The sequence below is a fragment of the Pseudobacter ginsenosidimutans genome (genome assembly GCF_007970185.1).
Classification (GTDB): domain Bacteria; phylum Bacteroidota; class Bacteroidia; order Chitinophagales; family Chitinophagaceae; genus Pseudobacter; species Pseudobacter ginsenosidimutans.
The window spans coordinates 6,932,430-6,951,084 of the sequence record NZ_CP042431.1 but is presented as its reverse complement, the minus strand read 5'-3'; the positions used below and the strand labels follow the sequence as shown (position 1 = coordinate 6,951,084).

Annotated in this window: 12 protein-coding genes; 9 read left to right on the top strand and 3 right to left on the bottom strand. The window is 47.2% G+C overall.

Features of this window, described 5'->3' with window-relative positions:
• Positions 1-17 precede the first annotated feature (17 nt).
• The gene (locus FSB84_RS27120; RefSeq protein ID WP_130544114.1) at positions 18-2,486 is read left to right on the top strand and encodes a glycoside hydrolase family 95 protein; all 2,469 of its coding nucleotides are present in this window, start codon (positions 18-20) and stop codon (positions 2,484-2,486) included.
• 54 nt (positions 2,487-2,540) lie between these two features.
• On the opposite strand, the gene FSB84_RS27115 is transcribed toward FSB84_RS27120, so the two are convergent.
• From FSB84_RS27115 to FSB84_RS27105, 3 genes are all read right to left on the bottom strand, one after another.
• Positions 2,541-3,557 (bottom strand): zinc-binding alcohol dehydrogenase family protein, encoded by a 1,017-nt coding sequence (locus tag FSB84_RS27115; RefSeq protein WP_130544113.1) that lies wholly within the window; start codon positions 3,555-3,557, stop codon positions 2,541-2,543.
• Positions 3,558-3,589: 32 nt separating this feature from the next.
• Complete coding sequence (locus tag FSB84_RS27110; protein WP_130544112.1) at positions 3,590-4,603, bottom strand: aldo/keto reductase; 1,014 nt, start codon at positions 4,601-4,603, stop codon at positions 3,590-3,592.
• A 123-nt stretch (positions 4,604-4,726) separates the two neighbouring features.
• Positions 4,727-6,349, bottom strand: coding sequence for a glycoside hydrolase family 43 protein (locus FSB84_RS27105; RefSeq protein ID WP_225979898.1), 1,623 nt, complete (start codon positions 6,347-6,349; stop codon positions 4,727-4,729).
• Between the two features lie 353 nt (positions 6,350-6,702).
• On the opposite strand from FSB84_RS27105, the gene FSB84_RS27100 reads away from it, so the two are divergent.
• The 8 genes from FSB84_RS27100 to FSB84_RS27065 all read left to right on the top strand — a co-directional run bounded on the left by FSB84_RS27100 (position 6,703) and on the right by FSB84_RS27065 (position 18,434).
• Positions 6,703-7,569 carry a sialate O-acetylesterase gene (locus tag FSB84_RS27100; RefSeq protein WP_130544111.1) on the top strand — a complete coding sequence of 289 codons (867 nt, stop codon included), beginning with the start codon at positions 6,703-6,705 and terminating at the stop codon, positions 7,567-7,569.
• Positions 7,570-7,637: 68 nt separating this feature from the next.
• On the top strand, positions 7,638-9,383 hold the full coding sequence (locus tag FSB84_RS27095) for a glycoside hydrolase family 43 protein (RefSeq protein WP_130544110.1): 1,746 nt from the start codon (positions 7,638-7,640) through the stop codon (positions 9,381-9,383).
• Between the two features lie 58 nt (positions 9,384-9,441).
• Positions 9,442-10,842, top strand: coding sequence for a glycoside hydrolase family 43 protein (locus tag FSB84_RS27090; protein WP_130544109.1), 1,401 nt, complete (start codon positions 9,442-9,444; stop codon positions 10,840-10,842).
• Positions 10,843-11,031: 189 nt separating this feature from the next.
• Complete coding sequence (locus FSB84_RS27085) at positions 11,032-11,739, top strand: NUDIX hydrolase (RefSeq protein ID WP_130544108.1); 708 nt, start codon at positions 11,032-11,034, stop codon at positions 11,737-11,739.
• A gap of 35 nt (positions 11,740-11,774) precedes the next feature.
• Complete coding sequence (locus FSB84_RS27080) at positions 11,775-14,078, top strand: ribulokinase (RefSeq protein ID WP_130544107.1); 2,304 nt, start codon at positions 11,775-11,777, stop codon at positions 14,076-14,078.
• A gap of 21 nt (positions 14,079-14,099) precedes the next feature.
• Complete coding sequence (locus tag FSB84_RS27075; RefSeq protein ID WP_130544260.1) at positions 14,100-15,197, top strand: aldose epimerase family protein; 1,098 nt, start codon at positions 14,100-14,102, stop codon at positions 15,195-15,197.
• Entirely contained in the window at positions 15,194-16,690 is a 1,497-nt protein-coding gene (gene araA / locus FSB84_RS27070; protein WP_130544106.1) for an L-arabinose isomerase, read from the top strand. The genes FSB84_RS27075 and araA overlap by 4 nt, the downstream gene beginning before the upstream one ends.
• Before the next feature lie 34 nt (positions 16,691-16,724).
• Positions 16,725-18,434 (top strand): sodium:solute symporter family transporter, encoded by a 1,710-nt coding sequence (locus FSB84_RS27065; protein WP_130544105.1) that lies wholly within the window; start codon positions 16,725-16,727, stop codon positions 18,432-18,434.
• The last annotated feature ends 221 nt before the right edge of the window (positions 18,435-18,655 follow it).

Here is an 18,655-nt window from a genome sequence, read left to right as displayed (position 1 = left end):
CCTAAGTTCCGGACCCGATGTCAAGATCCATACTATGCTTTTTTTGTTTTGCCCTGGTATTGCTCCATGAAAAAGGGTATTCCCAGGAGCCCGGATTGAAATTGTGGTACAATCAACCAGCAGGTCAAACCTGGGAAAATGCATTACCAGTAGGCAATGGCCGGCAGGGAGCCATGGTGTATGGCAACATACCCCGGGAGACCATCCAACTGAATGAGCACACGGTGTGGAGTGGCAGCCCCTACAGGAATGATAATCCGGCAGCATTTGCAGCATTGCCGGAGATCAGAAGACTGATCTTTGAAGGCAAACAAAAAGAAGCGGAAAAACTTGCTAACCAGGTTATCATAAGCAGGGGCTCCCATGGTCAGATGTTTGAGCCTGCAGGTAGCTTGCAGCTGGTGTTTGAAGGGCATGATTCGTACGCAGATTATTATCGGGACCTGGATCTTGAAAATGCCGTAGCCAAAACTTCCTACAAAGTTGGGGAGGTTTTGTATACAAGGGAAGTGCTGGCATCATTGGCGCATCCCGTTATTGTAGTGAGACTGACTGCCTCTCAACCTGGCAGCCTGTCTTTCAAAGCCTTCTTTACTACGCCCCAACCCAGGGCAACACGGCGCGTATCGGTTGGCAAAGAGCTTGAGATCGCAGGCACTACCATCGATCATGAAGGAATAACAGGTAAGATAAAATTCAAAGGACTTGTTCGTGTGAAACAGGAGGGAGGTAAGCAATTGGCGAATGATTCTGCATTGATAGTACAGGGAGCCAATTCCGCTACCATCTATATTTCGATCGCATCCAATTTTATCAATTACCAGGATCTGAGTGGGAATGAAAATGAGAAGGCAGCAGCAGCTTTGAAGAAGGCTTCTGTTTTATCTTATGACGCCATCAGGACGGCGCATATAGCTGCTTATCGACGTTATTTCAACAGGGTGAAACTGGATCTTGGCTATTCGGATGCAGTGAAATTGCCCACCGATCAAAGATTGAAACTTTTCAACAGCGGGAACGATCCTCATCTTGTGGCGCTCTATTATCAGTTCGGCCGTTACCTGCTGATCTCTTCTTCGCAGCCTGGCGGCCAGCCTGCCAACCTGCAGGGGATCTGGAATCAGTTGATGCGTCCGCCATGGGACAGCAAGTATACCATCAATATAAATGCTGAGATGAATTACTGGCCGGCTGAGCGCACCAATCTTTCGGAATTGCATGAGCCCTTCCTCCGTATGATCAGGGAGCTGGCTGTTACAGGACGCGAAACAGCGCGAGTAATGTATGGTGCAAGAGGATGGATGGCCCATCACAATACTGATATCTGGCGCGCTACCGGAGCCGTTGATGGCGCGTTCTGGGGTGCATGGACTGGCGGTGGAGGATGGTTGATACAGCATCTCTGGGAACATTACCTGTATAGCGGCGATAAGAAATTCCTTTCCTCGGTTTACCCTGTGTTACGCGATGCCGCTTTATTCTATGTGGATTTCCTGGTGGAGCATCCTCAGCATCACTGGTTGGTTGTCAATCCTGGTATGTCGCCGGAAAATGCACCTGCAGCGCATCAGGGCTCTTCACTGGATGCAGGTGTTACGATGGATAATCAGATCGTCTTCGATGTATTCAATACTGTGATCCGTGCAGCAGCGATTCTTGAAAAAGATCAACTTCTCTGTGATACTATCAAAAAGATGAGGGATCGCCTGCCGCCCATGCAGGTGGGGCAGCATGGGCAATTGCAGGAGTGGCTCGATGACATCGATGATCCCAATGATCATCACAGGCATATTTCCCACCTGTATGGTCTCTTCCCCTCCAATCAGATCTCTGTATTCAGAACTCCTGCCTTGTACAGCGCCGCCAGGAATACCCTGCTCCAGCGTTCAGATGTTTCAACCGGTTGGAGCATGGGCTGGAAAGTGAACTGGTGGGCACGCATGCGTGATGGCAATCATGCTTACCAGCTGATCAGGAGCCAGCTTACGCCGGTAGGTGTGAATCGTGACGGAGGAGGAACCTACAATAACCTGTTCGATGCCCACCCTCCATTTCAGATAGATGGGAATTTCGGTTGTACATCGGGGATATCCGAGATGCTGATGCAGTGTGCAGATGGTGCAGTTGATCTCTTGCCGGCCTTACCGGATGCGTGGCCCTCGGGAACAATCTCGGGATTGCGGGCCTGGGGAGGTTTTGAAATTGTGCAATTGAAATGGAAAGATGGAAAGATCGAAAAACTGGTCATTCGTTCAACGCTTGGAGGTAATCTGCGGCTGCGTATTCCCAATACACTAAGGCCTGCCGGCAATTTCTCATTCGCTCCGGCGAAAGACATCAATGATAATCCTTTCTTCCGGATCATGGAAACAGCTGCGCCGGTTGTTTCACCTAAAGCAACCATCACTGCTCCCCGGATCAGGGAAACAATGGAATATGATCTCCCCACAAAAAAAGGTGGCATATACAGTTTCGTGGCCAATTGATCCCGTTCAGAAGAGAATGTTTTATAGAATCAAATGGCCGGAAGCTATCGCCGTTCAGTCAAACCGGATCATCGGTTTGATCACCCCGCTTTCAGGTTTCAGCCAGCTGCCAAAGCTGTCTGCTGCTTCGCCGAATGATACAGTATGCGTAATAAAGGATGCAGGATCGATCTTCTTATTGCGAATGGCCGTAATAACTTCTTCAAAATCCTTTCGCAGTGCATTTCGGCTACTCATCAATGTTGTTTCTCTTTTGTGGAACTCGGGATGTGAGAAGCTGAACGCCTGCTTCTGTAGTCCTACAAGAATATATTTCCCGCTGTGCGCGAGGTATTGCAGGCCGTTCTCGATCGCGCGCAGATTACCGGTTGCATCAAATACCACGCTAGACATATCGCCATTTGTGATGTCACGTACTGCGTCCACTGCATCGGTTCTGCCCGTATGAATGGTATATGGCACAGCTAATTTGTTTCGGCAGAACTCAAGCCTTTGTTCATTTACATCGATGGCAATAATCCTGGCTCCACTCAACCTGGCCATTTCCATGATACCGAGGCCAATAGCGCCTGCACCACAAACTACGGCTGTATCCCCGGGAAAGATTCCAGCCTTTTGTACAGCATGTGCGCCAATGGCCAGCGGCTCTACAAGAGCAAGCTCCTGCAAAGACAAGCCTTCTCCGTTTACCAGACTGTGTGCAGGAACAGAGATGTATTCCTGCATCCCACCATCCACATGTACACCAAATACTTTGATGGATACACAGCAGTTGAAGGCTCCGCTGCGGCAGGCAATGCAATGTCCGCAGGAAAAATATGGCACCAGGGTAACTGCGTCACCGGCGTTGAAACCCTTACTGCCATTGGTGTGTACCAGCTCGCCGGCTATTTCATGGCCGAGGATCCTTGGATAGGTGAAATAAGGCTGAGTGCCTTCATAAGCGTGCAGGTCAGTTCCGCAAACGCCGATATTACTCACTTTGATGATCACATTGCCTTCCTCTGGAATTGGGTCAGGCGCTGTTCCATATTCAAGTTTGCCGGGTTCCTGACAACTGAGTATTTTCATTTTCTATTATTGTGTTGATTGCTGGTTAACGATCATGCCTGGCTGCTATCCCTGGCAGGCAGAAGCCCCCGCGCCTTCATTTCTTCCCAAAATTCCCCGGGGATAACTGCGTCAGCCATCAACAGGTTTTCACTGGTGCGCACTGGCGAGCTGCTGCTAAGTGCGATACTGCACACGCCGGGTATTTCGAGTGCAAACCTGATGGCAGCAGTAGCAGGACTGATCCCAAACTCTTTACAGATGACATGAAAACGGTCTCTCCAAAGGAACAGTTCCTGATATGCTTCATTATTTCTGGATACCCGCTGATAATTGAAGTAATCGCTGCCCGTTAGGAAGCCTCCATGGAACACGGCAGAATTGATCACTGCAATGCCTTTGTCCGAAAGCTCATTCACAAAGTTCAGTAATTCTTGTGGGTGACTGTAAATTGTTATGCTATTGGCAAACATTACCCAGTCCAGTGTGATATCCCTGCTGATCCTTTGTATCGTTTTCCAGTCTTTTGAACCTATGCCAATGGAATCCACCATTCCCTTTTCCTTCAGGTCTGCAAGGGCGCGGTATCCATCCAGGATGTTTCTATACCGCGCATTTGCATCCTGTTCACTTCTTGCAGCAAAAAGGTATTCATCCGGATCATGTATTGAAACCATCCTGGCGTTATAATCTCCCAGCAATTCATTGCCCTGTTCATAACATTCCATTATTTCATCATAACCGATCTGTTGCCTGGCATCATGCCTGAGGTCTTTCCATACATCGCGTTCAAAACCTGGTTCTGCGGATAAAAGCGGCGTTCTGATCCATCCGAGCTTATTACTGATCATTACATCTTCCGGAGGAACACCCAGCTCTTTCAGACATTGACCGAGGGTTTCCAGTGCCAGGCCGGCGCCGTATTTCCCTGCACAATCGAAGACGGCAGGCCTGTCAACTGCCTCCAGATATGCTGCCACGATCATTTTCTTCTTTTCAGGAGGCAGCACTACATAAAGATTACCAAGTGAACTGGTTCCTGCTATCACCGGAGGGAGTTGTAACATGATTTTTGACTTTGAAATTGAAAATGCGTATATCCGGAACAGTTATATAGGAAAAAATGCCCGATGTGGAAACAATCGGGCTCATTGCTATATGAAACTACCATTTCTAAGTGGTCTCTTACATTATAAAGAATTGCCGATGCGGAAATAATCAAAGTCTGCATAGCCACCGGCTGACAGTGTAGCATAATTGAACAGTCCAAACCTATAACCCATGAAATGAGGCATGCTGTACGACATCTTTAGTGTGCCTCCGATCTTCACCCAGCTTTTCCCATCCAAACTATAATAGAAATTTGCTTTATCTGTCAGGTTCGTGAAATTGCAGTCAGCCCTGAGATGTATCATTTTCCCCTTCAGTGGCAACCTTTGCATTTCAACCGGCGAACCGGATTCTGCACTTACCATCACAATATTCTTTTCACCATTCTCCATCTTAACACCTACCCAGCCATATTTCTTTTGAAGCAACAGCAGTCCAGCACAATCGCCATCCTTCATTTTCGATACATCAATGGCTGTAGCTCCTGAAGATTGTGGACCGAAAGTGCGCTGTGTGAGTGTGTTGCGTGCCTGTGATATGGAAGAGTCTGTTCTGCCCGTAGTGAGTCGGAGAAATCCGGGGCGAATGGTAAGCGACCAGTTCTTATTATCCGGGTTATGATTCCATTGCCATGCGAGGGGCAGGAGTGGCTCACCTTTCTTGCGCTTGAAATCATCAGACTCTACAATGCCGGGATTCAACCCTTTGCTGGCGGGCAGGTTCAGTTGTTCAGGGACTTTGCCACCTCTGCCCAGCACCGGCCAGTCGTTTTCCCAGGTAACAGGCACCCAATACGGGATGCGTCCTACTGCTCCATAATCCCTGAACAGGTAGGCATACCAGTTACCTTCGGGTGTACTGATCAGGCCACCCTGCGCCACTCCCTGGTCCTGCAGCGCCACCCGCCCTTCCCAGGGACCTTCCAGTGAATCTGCGCGATGTATTGTTACCGTACGCATACCGCCTCTTGGCCAGCAGATATTGAACAGATAGAATTTACCATTGACCCGGAATAATTGTGAGCCTTCCGCCTGCAGTCCTATATTGTTGCCGGCAGGAGCACTGGCATTCCCGATCAGCACTCTTGGGGTAGTTCCCTTTTTGATGCCAGACAGGTCATCGGCCAGTTCTGCAATCATGATCCTGCCATTCCCATACACCATAAAGGTCCTGCCATCTTCAGCAAAATATAGAGAGTGGTCGTGAAGTGAAGGTGCGAAGCTGATCTTCTTCCAGGGCCCTTTCTCAATATCCCTGGTAGTGTAGATATAGGTTTTACCGGTTGTGCCTGAAAAAGTGCTTACATAAAAAATGCCATTATGATAACGAAGACTGCTGGCCCAGGATCCCCGACCATAACTGTTATTCCCATTATCAAGGTTGAGGGATTCTGTATCATCGAGGATATCATAAGCATAGGAAACTGTGGTCCAGTTCACCAGGTCTTTGGACCTCATCACCGGAACGCCCGGGCTCATATGCATGGTGGTACTGCTCATGTAGTAGGTATCATCTACGCGGATGATGCACATATCCGGAACATCTGCAAATATGATGGGATTCTTTGCCTGCTCCATATGCTTTTGGACTACTGACGCCGGACCGGTTGCAGGCAAATGATCAATGATCGCATCCTGGGCCTGTGTTTGAACAAAAGGCGATAATGACAGGAAAGTAACCAATGCTCTACGGAACTTTTTCATTCTCCTTATGATTTTGGGTAAATGCCCTCGCTTGCCTTGCGCATAAGATCGGGATTTGGTGGGATAGAGCAGAACTTGCTCCTGAACAAATGTAGCTGAAGAGCAAAGGAGATAATGGTTTTGATGTCAAAAATCATAGTACAAATGTTGAATGTCCGGCGCTCTGCCCTGACTGGTTGAACAGTCTACCGTTGATACAGGATCACTTCTTTTGACATTCCGGAGCAAGGGATTTGTTTGTTAAGGTACAGTGCATCCCATTGATGAACATTTGTGCTAGTGTTTTCTCCATTTCTCCCAACAAAGGGAATACGACCTTTTTATTTTTGATCCGAATGCCATATGAACGCTTTATGAAAAAAGAATTGCTTGTTTGCCAGATAAGATCATTGTGTTGCTTCTTCGTTCTTACTGCTCTGCTTAATACGGTTTCTCACGCTCAGGACAAAAAGTTCCATATTTATTTATGTCTGGGACAATCGAACATGGAAGGATATGCCAGGTTCGGGCCGCAGGATACAACTGTGGATGAGCGCTTCCAGGTAATGGAGGCAGTGGATTGTCCTGATCTGGGCAGGTCCATGGGAAAATGGTATACTGCCAGGCCCCCTTTATGCCGTTGCCATACCGGCCTCACCCCGGCTGATTATTTCGGAAGGAAACTGGTGGCCAGCCTGCCTGCTGATATCCGCGTTGGTGTGATCAATGTATCTGTCGGTGGCTGTAAGATAGAATTGTTCGATAAGGATATCTGTCTTTCCTATATAGCTACTGCCCCGGATTGGTTAAAGAATATGGCGAACGAGTATGGCGGTAATCCCTATGCACGTTTGGTGGAAATGGCCAGACTGGCGCAGCGTGATGGTGTTATCAAAGGCATCCTGCTGCATCAGGGGGAATCCAATACAAACGATACATTATGGCCTTCGAAAGTAAAAAAGGTATACGACAATCTTCTCACAGACCTGGGACTGCCACCCGGTAGCCTGCCACTGCTGGCCGGAGAGCTGGTTCATGCAGACCAGGGCGGTGTGTGTGCAGGCATGAACAAAACCATTGCCACACTTCCCCAACTGATTCCAACGGCTTCGATCATACCGTCGGACGGATGTCCGGATGCTCCCGATAATTTACACTTCAATGCAGAGGGATACAGGATCCTGGGAGCCCGTTATGCAGACAAGATGCTGGCTTTGCTCGGATACAAAAATCCTCATTGACAATTGGGCGGAGCCAAACATAAAGACCTCAACCTCTAATAAACAAAGTATAAATAAGCAATTCAATAATGAAGAAGATCTTCGATAAGCTCAAATCCGGAACATGGGTGACAATGTCTGGGATATTGATGACCGTTCTGTCAGGTATTCCAGCGTTCTCACAGAAGGCAGCAGGTAAAGGCAATCAACCCGTGTTCACACAATTCACTTACCAGGGTAATGACCGGATCTATCGCAACAATCCTTTGAATGAGGGAGAATTCTACAGTCCGATCCTGCAGGGATGTTACCCGGATCCCAGCATTACACGAAAGGGAAATGATTATTACCTGATCAACTCTTCCTTTTCCATGGTGCCTGGCGTTCCTATCTTTCATTCGAAAGACCTGGTGAACTGGAAACAGATCGGTCATGTGCTGGACAGGCCCTCTCAGTTGAAAGTGGAGAAAGCCGGGATCTCGGCAGGTATCTATGCGCCGGATATCAAATACAATCCGCACAACAACACATTCTATATGATCACTACCCAGATTGCAGGAGGTATCGGAAATATGGTGGTGAAAACTCAGGACCCTGCAAAAGGATGGAGTGATCCCATAAAACTTAAATTCGATGGAATAGATCCTGCATTGTTCTTTGATGATAATGGAAAGGCCTATGTTGTACATAATGATGCACCGCCGAGAGGTAAGGAACTCTACAATGGACACAGGGTGATCAAGCTGTGGGAGTATGACCTCGAAAAAGATGCAGTGATAGAAGGAACAGACAGGATCATCGTGGATGGTGGCGTGGATATTTCGCAGAAACCTATCTGGATCGAAGGACCGCATCTTTATAAAAAGAATGGGAAATATTATCTCATGTGTGCTGAAGGCGGAACAGGCGGCTGGCATAGCGAAGTGATCTTTGTGAGCGATGATCCTAAAGGACCGTTCAAGCCTGCTCCGGGAAATCCGATCCTCACCCAGCGCTATTTTCCGAGAGACAGGACTAATAAAGTGGATTGGGCCGGCCATGCAGACCTGGTGGAAGGACCTGATGGAAAATATTATGGTGTATTCCTTGCCGTTAGACCAAATGAAAAGAACAGGGTGAATACCGGAAGGGAAACCTTTATTCTGCCTGTTGACTGGAGTGGTGAATTCCCGGTTTTCGATAATGGCCTGGTGCCCCTTAGGCCCAGAACAAAAATGCCTGCAGGCGTTACCAATCAGGCAGGCCAAAATGGATTCCTGCCCAATGGCAACTTTACCTACACGGATGATCTTTCAATTTCTCCACTCAATTACAGATGGATCGGAGTGAGGGGAGCCCGTGAAAATTTTATCAGTACGTCGAAGGAAGGAGTGAAGATAACTCCGCTGCCGGTGACCATCAAGGCTACAGAGCCTACTTCCACATTGTTTTGCAGGCAACAGCATGCCAGCTTTGAAGCTACTGTGAAGATCAGGTACGATCCACAAACTGAAAAGGATCTTGCAGGGATCGTTTGCTATCAAAAGGAGACTTTCAATTATGTATTCGGCATCACCCGGAAAGGGAATGATCTTTATGTGGTACTGGAAAGAACAGGTAATGGAAAGTCCACGATCCTGGGAAGTGAAAAGATCGCCCCGGGCAACGGCATCCGCTTAAGAGTGGCAGCAGAGGGGGATGACTATACTTTCAGTTTTGCTGCTGAAGGTCAGCCATTCAAAAATATTGGAGGAACAGTTTCGGGCGATATTTTGTCCACTGATGTGGCAGGAGGTTTTACAGGAGCCCTCATCGGCCTGTATGCCACTTCAGCCAATGATATTGTAATACCTTGATCTGTCTGATGTTGCCTGAAGAAAAGCCTGTCATCGATAACTGAAAATAATTGTAATTATGAGATCATTGATCTTCCTGATAACGGCCCTGGTTACAGGTGTTGCATCGCATGCCCAAAATCCCGTTATCCAAACTCACTATACTCCTGATCCAGCGCCCATGATATACAAAGACAGCGTTTATGTATATACGGGAGACGATATTCCGGGTTATGGTTTTTACTATATGACCAAATGGAGGGTATTCTCTTCTGGAGATATGGTCAACTGGACCGATCATGGAGCTCCCATATCGCTTGAGAGTTTTTCCTGGGCAGTAGATAGGGCCTGGGCAGCCCAATGCATACAGCGGAACGGAAAATTTTACTGGTATGTTTGTATGCAAACAGACAAGAACAATATGTCTGTAGGAGTTGCGGTAAGTGATAATCCCAGGGGACCATTCAGGGATGCTATCGGGAAGCCTTTGATCACAACAGGCAGCTGGTCCAATATAGATCCGACAGTTTTCATTGATGATAACGGTCAGGCATACCTGTATTGGGGAAATGGACAGCTTTATTACGTGAAGCTCAATCCCGATATGATCTCTTATGCAGGGAAGATAAATGAAGTACCCTTGACCGTGGCCACATTTGGTGGAGTGAGAAGGTCGCCCAAAGAACAAGCAAGCGAGGGCAGCCACACAGAGCCCAATAAAGATATGTTTGTGGAAGGCCCCTGGTTCTACAAACGGAATGGTCATTATTATCAGATGTTTGCAGGAATGGAAAATGGAACAGAATGTCTTTCCTATTCAATGAGCAGTGGCCCTGAAGGCCCCTGGACCTATCAGGGAAAGATCATGTCCAAACAGCCAACCAATAGCTTCACCAATCATGGCGGTATCATCGACTTCAAAGGGAAGTCCTATCTGTTCTATCATACCGGATTGCTTAAAGGAGGCGGAAGTTATGGACGCTCCACTTCTGTAGAGTCTTTCAAATACAATGAGGACGGTACAATTCCCGCCATTTCCATTTCTGCCACGGGACCAGAACCAGTTGGTTCCATCGATCCTTATCGCCGTGTTGAAGCGGAAACAATCGCCTGGGCAGAGAACTGTACAACGGATCAGGATCCGCGTACCGGTGTATTTGTTACTGATATCCGCTCAAAAGGATGGATAAAAGTGCGTGCGGTTGATTTCGGGAAGATCTCTCCCAAAAAATTTTCAGCAAGTCTGGCCACAGGGCTGGGCGGCGGAATACTGGAAGTGTTTGCAGACAGTGTAGGTGGGGTGAAACTGGCCACTCTCCATATTCCCCGAACAGGAGGGTGGAACAAATGGAAAACCTTCACGGAGCCGGTGCTCACACCTGTTACCGGCATCCATGATCTCTACTTTTCATTTAAGGGTCAAAACATCACGGCGGGCCGTGAACTCTTCAACTTCGATCACTGGAAATTTGAAAAATAACAATTACATCCGCTCTGATGCCGGTCGGAAGATCTCCAACCGATGTCTTTCTTTCCCGTCCGGTGAATCACATATTAATCCATTGTTTAGACTGGAGAAAATAAGTGTAAAAAAGACATTTAAAATTTGTATACCTGAAAATATCATCCTAGATTCACTGAAGATATGTATCCGGAGACCCGTTCAGAAATGGCTGTAAAACATTATCGCGCTGATAAAATGCTTGTAGCAGTTGATTGTGTGATCTTTGGGTTTGATGGAGAAGCACTGAAACTGCTGCTGATCAAAAGGGGATTTGAGCCTCAGAAAAGCAAATGGAGTTTAATGGGCGGTTTCGTGCAGCCAAAGGAAAGCCTCGATAATGCAGCAAGCCGCATCCTGGAACAACTTACCGGTCTCAAAGGTGTGTTTATGGAACAGCTCTTTGCATTTGGCGACCCGGCACGGGATCCCATGGAAAGAACGATCTCTGTTGTATACTATGCGCTGGTGGATATAGGACAATATAAAAAACAACTGAGTGAAGATTTTCATGCTGAATGGTTCCCGCTGTCAGAGTTACCACTTCTTATTTTCGATCATGATCAGATGGTGGGAACGGCGCGGGAAAGATTGCAATACAAGGCTGCGCTTCATCCTATATTGTTCGAGTTGTTACCAGGCCGTTTCACCATCCGGCAATTATTGGACCTCTACGAATCTGTTTATGGTAAAGAACTGGATAAGCGAAATTTCATTCGGAAATTGCAGAGCTCTGGCCTCATCATAAGACAAAAAGAAAAAGAAAAAGGATCATCAAAGAAAGGCGCTTTTTATTTTAAACTGGATAAACGTAAATATTCGTCCAGTCTGAGGTCTTTCATCAGTTTCTTACCAACCAAAGAGATTTTCCAATAGGGAAATTTTTTTTGCCTCAAATTATAAATGTTAATATGACACTTAAAAAAGATAGCAATAATTATGTCATAGGGGTGGATTACGGAACAGACTCTGTTCGGGCAGTACTGGTTAATGCCGGCGACGGGTCAGAACTGGCGTCTTCAGTATTCACTTACCCGCGTTGGAATAAGCAGCTCTACTGTAATGCTTCCAAACAGCAGTACAGGCAACATCCTCTCGATTATATGGAAGGGATCGGGTATGTTGTACAGGACTGCCTGAAGCAGGCAGGGGAGGGTGCTGCGGAACAGGTGAAAGCAATCTCGATCGATACAACAGGTTCTACACCTGTATTGGTGAACCGGGAAGGAGTACCTCTGGCCTTACTTCCCGGATTTGAAGACAATCCCAATGCCATGTTCGTATTATGGAAGGATCATACCGCTATTCGTGAAGCGGCTGATATCAACCAGCAACCAGAGGCTGAAAAATATCTGCGCTACTGCGGAGGGATCTATTCTTCAGAATGGTTCTGGGCTAAATGGTTATACCTGCTTAGAAATGATGAACGCATTCGTACAGAAGCATATTCATGTGTGGAGCATTGCGACTGGATGCCTTTTCTGTTGACTGGTGGAAAGGATGTACATAATTTAAAACGGAGCATTTGTGCGGCAGGACATAAAGCCTTGTGGGCGGAGTCATTTGGTGGCCTTCCTCCCAACAGTTTTTTTGCGCAGATCGATCCCTTACTGGATGGATGTGCAGATAGACTGTTTACCGAAACTTATGCTTCCAATGTTCCTGCCGGTACATTGTGTGCAGAGTGGGCTGAAAAATTAGGGCTCAGCACTGATGTTATCATTGGAGTAGGAGCTTTCGATGCGCATATGGGAGCTGTTGGCGGACAAATAGAACCTTATTACCTCAGTAAGGTGATGGGCACTTCTACCTGCGATATGCTGGCGATACCCCGGGATGAAATGAAGGATATCGTTGTGAAAGGTATCTGCGGTCAGGTACCTGATTCGGTAATTCCCGGGATGATAGGACTCGAAGCCGGCCAATCTGCTTTCGGAGATATCTATGCGTGGTTCAGTAAACTGGTAAACCGCTCCATTCCCGAACTATCCGAAGCTGCCGCAGCTTTGCCACTAGAGGAAGAGGATGAGATTGCAGTGGACTGGCTGAATGGAAGACGTACGCCGGATGCCAACCAGGAATTGAAAGCCACTATCAGTAATATCGATCTGGGCAGCGATGCTGCAAGGATCTTCAAAGCCCTGGTGGAAGCAACCTGTTTTGGCGCGAGAGCGATAGTGGAAAGATTTGTTTCTGAAGGAGTACCTATCAAAGGGCTGATCGGTCTGGGTGGTGTGGCACATAAATCTCCCTATGTAATGCAATTGATGTCAGATGTAACTGGCATGCCTATACGAATACATCGGTCCGGGCAAACCTGTGCCGCCGGCGCCGCCATGTTTGCAGCAGTTGCCGCCGGGATCTATCCTGCAGTTGAAGATGCGATGAAGGCCATGGGGCAGGGATTTAAGCATACGTATCATCCCCGCACTTCATTAACGCAATACTATTCCAGAAGATACCAACGCTATCAGTGGTTGGGAGAGCACACCACCAGAAGAAAAATTACGAATAGCCGTAGCCGTTACGAGTTTATCCGGGAGCAAGCCTGGCAGGCCAATATGCAATTACCTGCTGCAGGACTGGTTGTGGCAACTTTTGGAAATGTGAGCGCTGCAGATCAGGCTGGTGGCGTATTTGCCATCAAGCCCAGTGGCGTTCCCTATGAGCAACTCACTCCTGCAAAAATGGTGATCGTGGATTTTGAAGGCCGGGTTATAGAAGGTTCACTCAGGCCTTCCTCTGATACCCTTACCCATGCTGTATTATATAAACACTGGTCACAGGTGGCCGGCATTTGTCATACCCATTCTACTTATGCAACGGCATGGGCGCAATCCCTGAAAGATATACCCTTGTTTGGTACCACACACGCAGATCACTGCACTACCAGTATTCCTTGCGCAGCTCCAATGCGCGATGAACTGATCAAAGGCGATTATGAATACGCTACCGGCTTTCAGATCATGGAATGCCTGTTGGAAAGAGACCTCGATCACCGGAACGTTGAAATGATGCTGGTAGGCAATCATGCCCCATTCACCTGGGGAAGGGATGCAGCCAAAGCTGTGTATAATAGCGTGGTGCTGGAACAAATGGCGAAAATGGCCCTGCTCACTTTGCAGATCGATCCCAAGGCCCTCCGTATGAAAGATGCATTGATCCAAAAACATTTTGAACGTAAACACGGCCCCGGTTCCTATTACGGGCAATAAACACACTCAACGATGAAGCCTATGAAGTATTTACCTGTTTTCTTATTACTTACAGCCTGCACACAGGCTCCCAAAAAAGACAGACTGATCATGACGAAACCGTTTGGCAATTTTGAATCGCAAGCTGTAACGGAATATACCCTCATTAATCAGCAGGGAATGGAATTGAGCGTGATCAACTATGGTGGTGCTGTTACGCGTTTACTCGTTCCTGATAAGAATGGTGAACAGGGAGATGTGGTGGCCGGGTTTGATAGCCTGGCAGGATACCTGCAAAAAGGCAACCCTTATTTTGGAGCACTGATTGGCCGCTACGGCAACAGGATAGATAAAGCAGGTTTCACATTGGATGATCATCCGTATCAGTTGGATGCCAATGATCATGGCAACTCTTTGCATGGAGGCAATAAAGGCTATGATAAGGTATACTGGCAGATCACGAAGCTGCCGGGCGACAGCAGCCTTAAACTGACCTATAAAAGCAAGGACGGAGAGGGAGGATATCCGGGTAACCTGGATATTGAAGTAATGTATACACTTGGCAGCGACAATTCATGGAGGATAGATTACAAAGCCACTACTGACAAGCCTACACCAGTGAATCTCACGCAACATGCCTATTTCAATTTGTCTGCAGGAAGTGAACCAACCATCCTGAATCACAATCTTCAGATCGATGCAGAAAAATATACTCCTGTTGATTCCCTGTTGATCCCCATAGGAAGAGTTGATGGTGTTACCGCGGCTTTGGATTTCCGCAATGCCAAACCGGTTGGCCGGGATATTGCTCAGGTGGCCGGCGGTTATGATCACAACTGGGTGTTGAACAAGCATGATGCCTCCCTTCGGAAAGTGGCCATTCTATCGCATGCTGCAAGTGGAAGAGGAATGGAAGTTTGGACCACAGAGCCCGGCTTGCAATTCTACTCGGGTAATTTCCTGGATGGAACACTGAGCCATACAAAAAATGGAAAACCATACATCCAACATGCTGCGCTATGCCTGGAAGCACAACATTTTCCTGATAGTCCCAATCAACCTTCTTTTCCCGGTACCATTCTTCGTCCCGGACAGGTGTATACACAAACTACCATCTACAAATTCATCAACATACAATGAGTAAACCATTTCAGCAACTGGAATGCTGGTTCGTAACCGGCAGCCAGCATTTATATGGGGAAGCAACACTGAAGCAGGTTGCGGAGCATGCACAGCAAATCGCCGGCTTTCTTGGTTCCAATGAAAAAATACCAGTAACGATAATTTATAAACCTGTTGTCAAAACGCCGGAAGAGATCTCTCAACTCTGTATCGATGCCAATTCCACAAAGAATTGCATTGGGCTGATCACCTGGATGCATACTTTCTCTCCTGCCAAAATGTGGATCCAGGGATTGAAAATGCTGCAAAAGCCGTTGCTGCATTTGCATACCCAGTTCAACCGGGAGATCCCGTGGAATGACATCGATATGGACTTCATGAACCTGAATCAGTCGGCGCATGGCGACAGGGAGTTTGGTTTTATCATGAGCCGGATGCGGCTGGAAAGAAAAGTTGTGACCGGGTTTTGGCAGGATGAGATTGTGCTGACTCAGCTCGATACCTGGCTGAGGGCTGCAGCTGGCTGGCACGACTGGCAGGGTGCGAAGTTTGTCCGGTTCGGTGATAATATGCGTTATGTGGCCGTAACCGAAGGCGATAAAGTGGAAGCGGAAATGAAATTCGGTTATTCGGTGAATACGCATGGGGTAGGTGATCTTGTGCAATACGTGAATGCTGTTGACCAAATTGAAACCGATCTATTGTGTCAGCAGTATGCAGACGAATACAAGCTGGCAGCTACACTGAAAAATAATAATTCTCTGCAGGAAGCAGCAAAGATCGAGATTGGATTACGAAGATTCCTGGAAGAGGGAAACTTCAAAGGATTCACCACCACCTTCGAAGATCTGCATGGCCTGAAGCAATTGCCGGGACTGGCAGTACAAAGACTGATGAAAGATGGCTATGGTTTTGGGGCCGAAGGGGATTGGAAAACAGCAGCACTTGTTCGCTTAATGAAAACGATGGCTACAGGATTGAAGGGAGGTAATTCTTTCATGGAAGACTATACCTATCACTTTGCGAAGACGCCGGGCCGGCCACTGGTGCTGGGTGCGCATATGCTTGAGATCTGTCCTTCCATTGCAGCCGGGCAGCCAGCCTGTGAAATACATCCATTGGGTATTGGAGGAAAAGCAGACCCTGTTCGGCTGGTGTTCAATGCAGGAGGCGGAGATGCATTGAATGCGTCTGTCATTGATATGGGAAACCGGTTCCGTTTGCTTGTGAATGAAGTAAGGGCCGTGGCTCCTGAAAATGATCTTCCGAAGTTACCCGTGGCAAGAGTGTTATGGGAGCCTTATCCGGATATCAACACTGCTTGCACTGCCTGGATACTCGCCGGAGGGGCACACCATACATGTTTCAGTCAGAACCTTACGGTTCAGCATCTGGAAGATCTTTCCCTGATTGCTGGAATGGAGTTGATTCTGATCGATAAAGGAACTAACCTCAGGTGGTTCAGGAATGAGTTACGATGGAATGACTGCGCTTACAATAAACTATCCTGATGCCATTTTCCAAAACTATTAAGCTTATACTAACATGAATTCAAGATTGCAGCCAATTGATTATTGTGTATTCCTTGTCTATTTTTTGATAGTTGCCGGATATGGATACTGGATTTACCGGAAAAAGAAAAAACCGGTTGCCGATACAAAGGATTTCTTCCTGGCTGAAGGCTCGTTGACCTGGTGGGCCATCGGAGCATCACTGATTGCTTCGAATATTTCTGCGGAGCAATTCATCGGAATGAGCGGTGAAGGTTTTTTTGCAGGGATTGCAGTGGCTGCTTATGAGTGGATCGCAGCTATTGCATTGATCATTATTGCCGTTTGGTTCATTCCGGTATATCTGAAGAATAAGATATACACCATGCCTCAATTCCTGACCAGACGTTATAATGAAACGGTAGCTGTGATCATGGCGGTATTCTGGCTTTTCCTGTATGTATTTGTGAATCTCACATCTATCCTGTACCTGGGAGCTGTTGCCATCGATGGCTTGATGGGAGGCGGTGCTTTGCATCTGATCATGATCGGCCTGGCTGTTTTTGCTCTGCTCATTACCCTGGGAGGTATGAAAGTGATCGGTTATACAGATGTGATCCAGGTGGCCGTTTTGATAGTAGGTGGATTGGCCACCACATATCTTGCACTTAGCATTGTTTCTGAAAGATCCGGAGCAGGGGCTGGTGCATGGAGTGGTTTTAAGATATTGATGCAGGATGCGCCTGACCATTTCCATATGATCTTTTCCAAACCTGCGCAGGATGCACCACAAGTTGAAGTGGACAAATATCTGGTGTTGCCAGGCATTACCATGTACTTCGCAGGGCAGTGGATCGTGAACCTCAATTACTGGGGATGTAATCAATATATTACGCAACGCGCACTGGGAGCTGATCTACAGACTGCGCGTACCGGCATCCTGTTTGCAGGTTTCCTGAAATTGCTAATGCCTGTGATTGTAATGCTGCCAGGTATCGCTGCCTACGTTCTGTATAAGAATGGACAATTGCCGCAGCTGGAAGGCGGAAGCAAGGATGGTGCGTATGCAGCCATACTGAGTTTTTTGCCTGCAGGTCTGAAAGGATTGTCGGTTGCCGCATTAACTGCGGCCATCGTTGCATCGCTTGCAGGAAAACTCAATAGTATCTCCACGATCTATACCCTCGATATCCACAAAAAATACTTCTCACGTGATTCAACAGAGAAACAACAGGTTTGGATCGGAAGAGTAACGGTACTGGTGGCGATGGTAGTTGCTTTGTTATTCACCTGGAAAGATCTTTTGGGGATTGGAGGTGAAGGTGGTTTCACTTTCATACAGAAATACACGGGATTTATTAGCCCTGGTGTATTTGCTATGTTCCTGCTGGGTATGTTCTGGAAGCGGACCACAGGCGCTGCTGCAATTGCCGGCGTGATCACTGGCTTCCTGCTGTCTGTATTTTTCAATAACTATGCTCCGGCAGTATTAGGACATGAAACCTGGCTGTATACAGCTTTTGAAACACAGGAAAAGTCCGGCGATATCATCAAGACTGTCTGGAGAATTCCTTTTCTCATCAATATGGGATGGTCGTTCTTCTTTACCATGTTACTGATGATCTGTATGAGCTTTGCCGGTCCAGCAATTAATCCCAAAGCATTCATGCTTGATCGCAGCATGTTCAGGATCAACAACCGCACTGCGTTGATGATCGTGATCACAATTATCTTGCTGACGCTTTTATATGTCCGGTTCTGGTAATGCTATTTGGGAAATAGTGGGTTTTGTCTTATTGAAGTACCTTCCCGATTGTTGCCAATTCCTGATTCAGTTATACAAACGGGCCGTCTCAAAAATGTGAGGCGGCCCGTTTTCTCTTACAAATAAAGTATGATCTTAAATCAGGCTGTGGGAGCCTATTCTTTTTTGGAGACTTTTTATCATCCTGATTTTTCCTGTTCCTTTTATCAATTTTTTTCTAT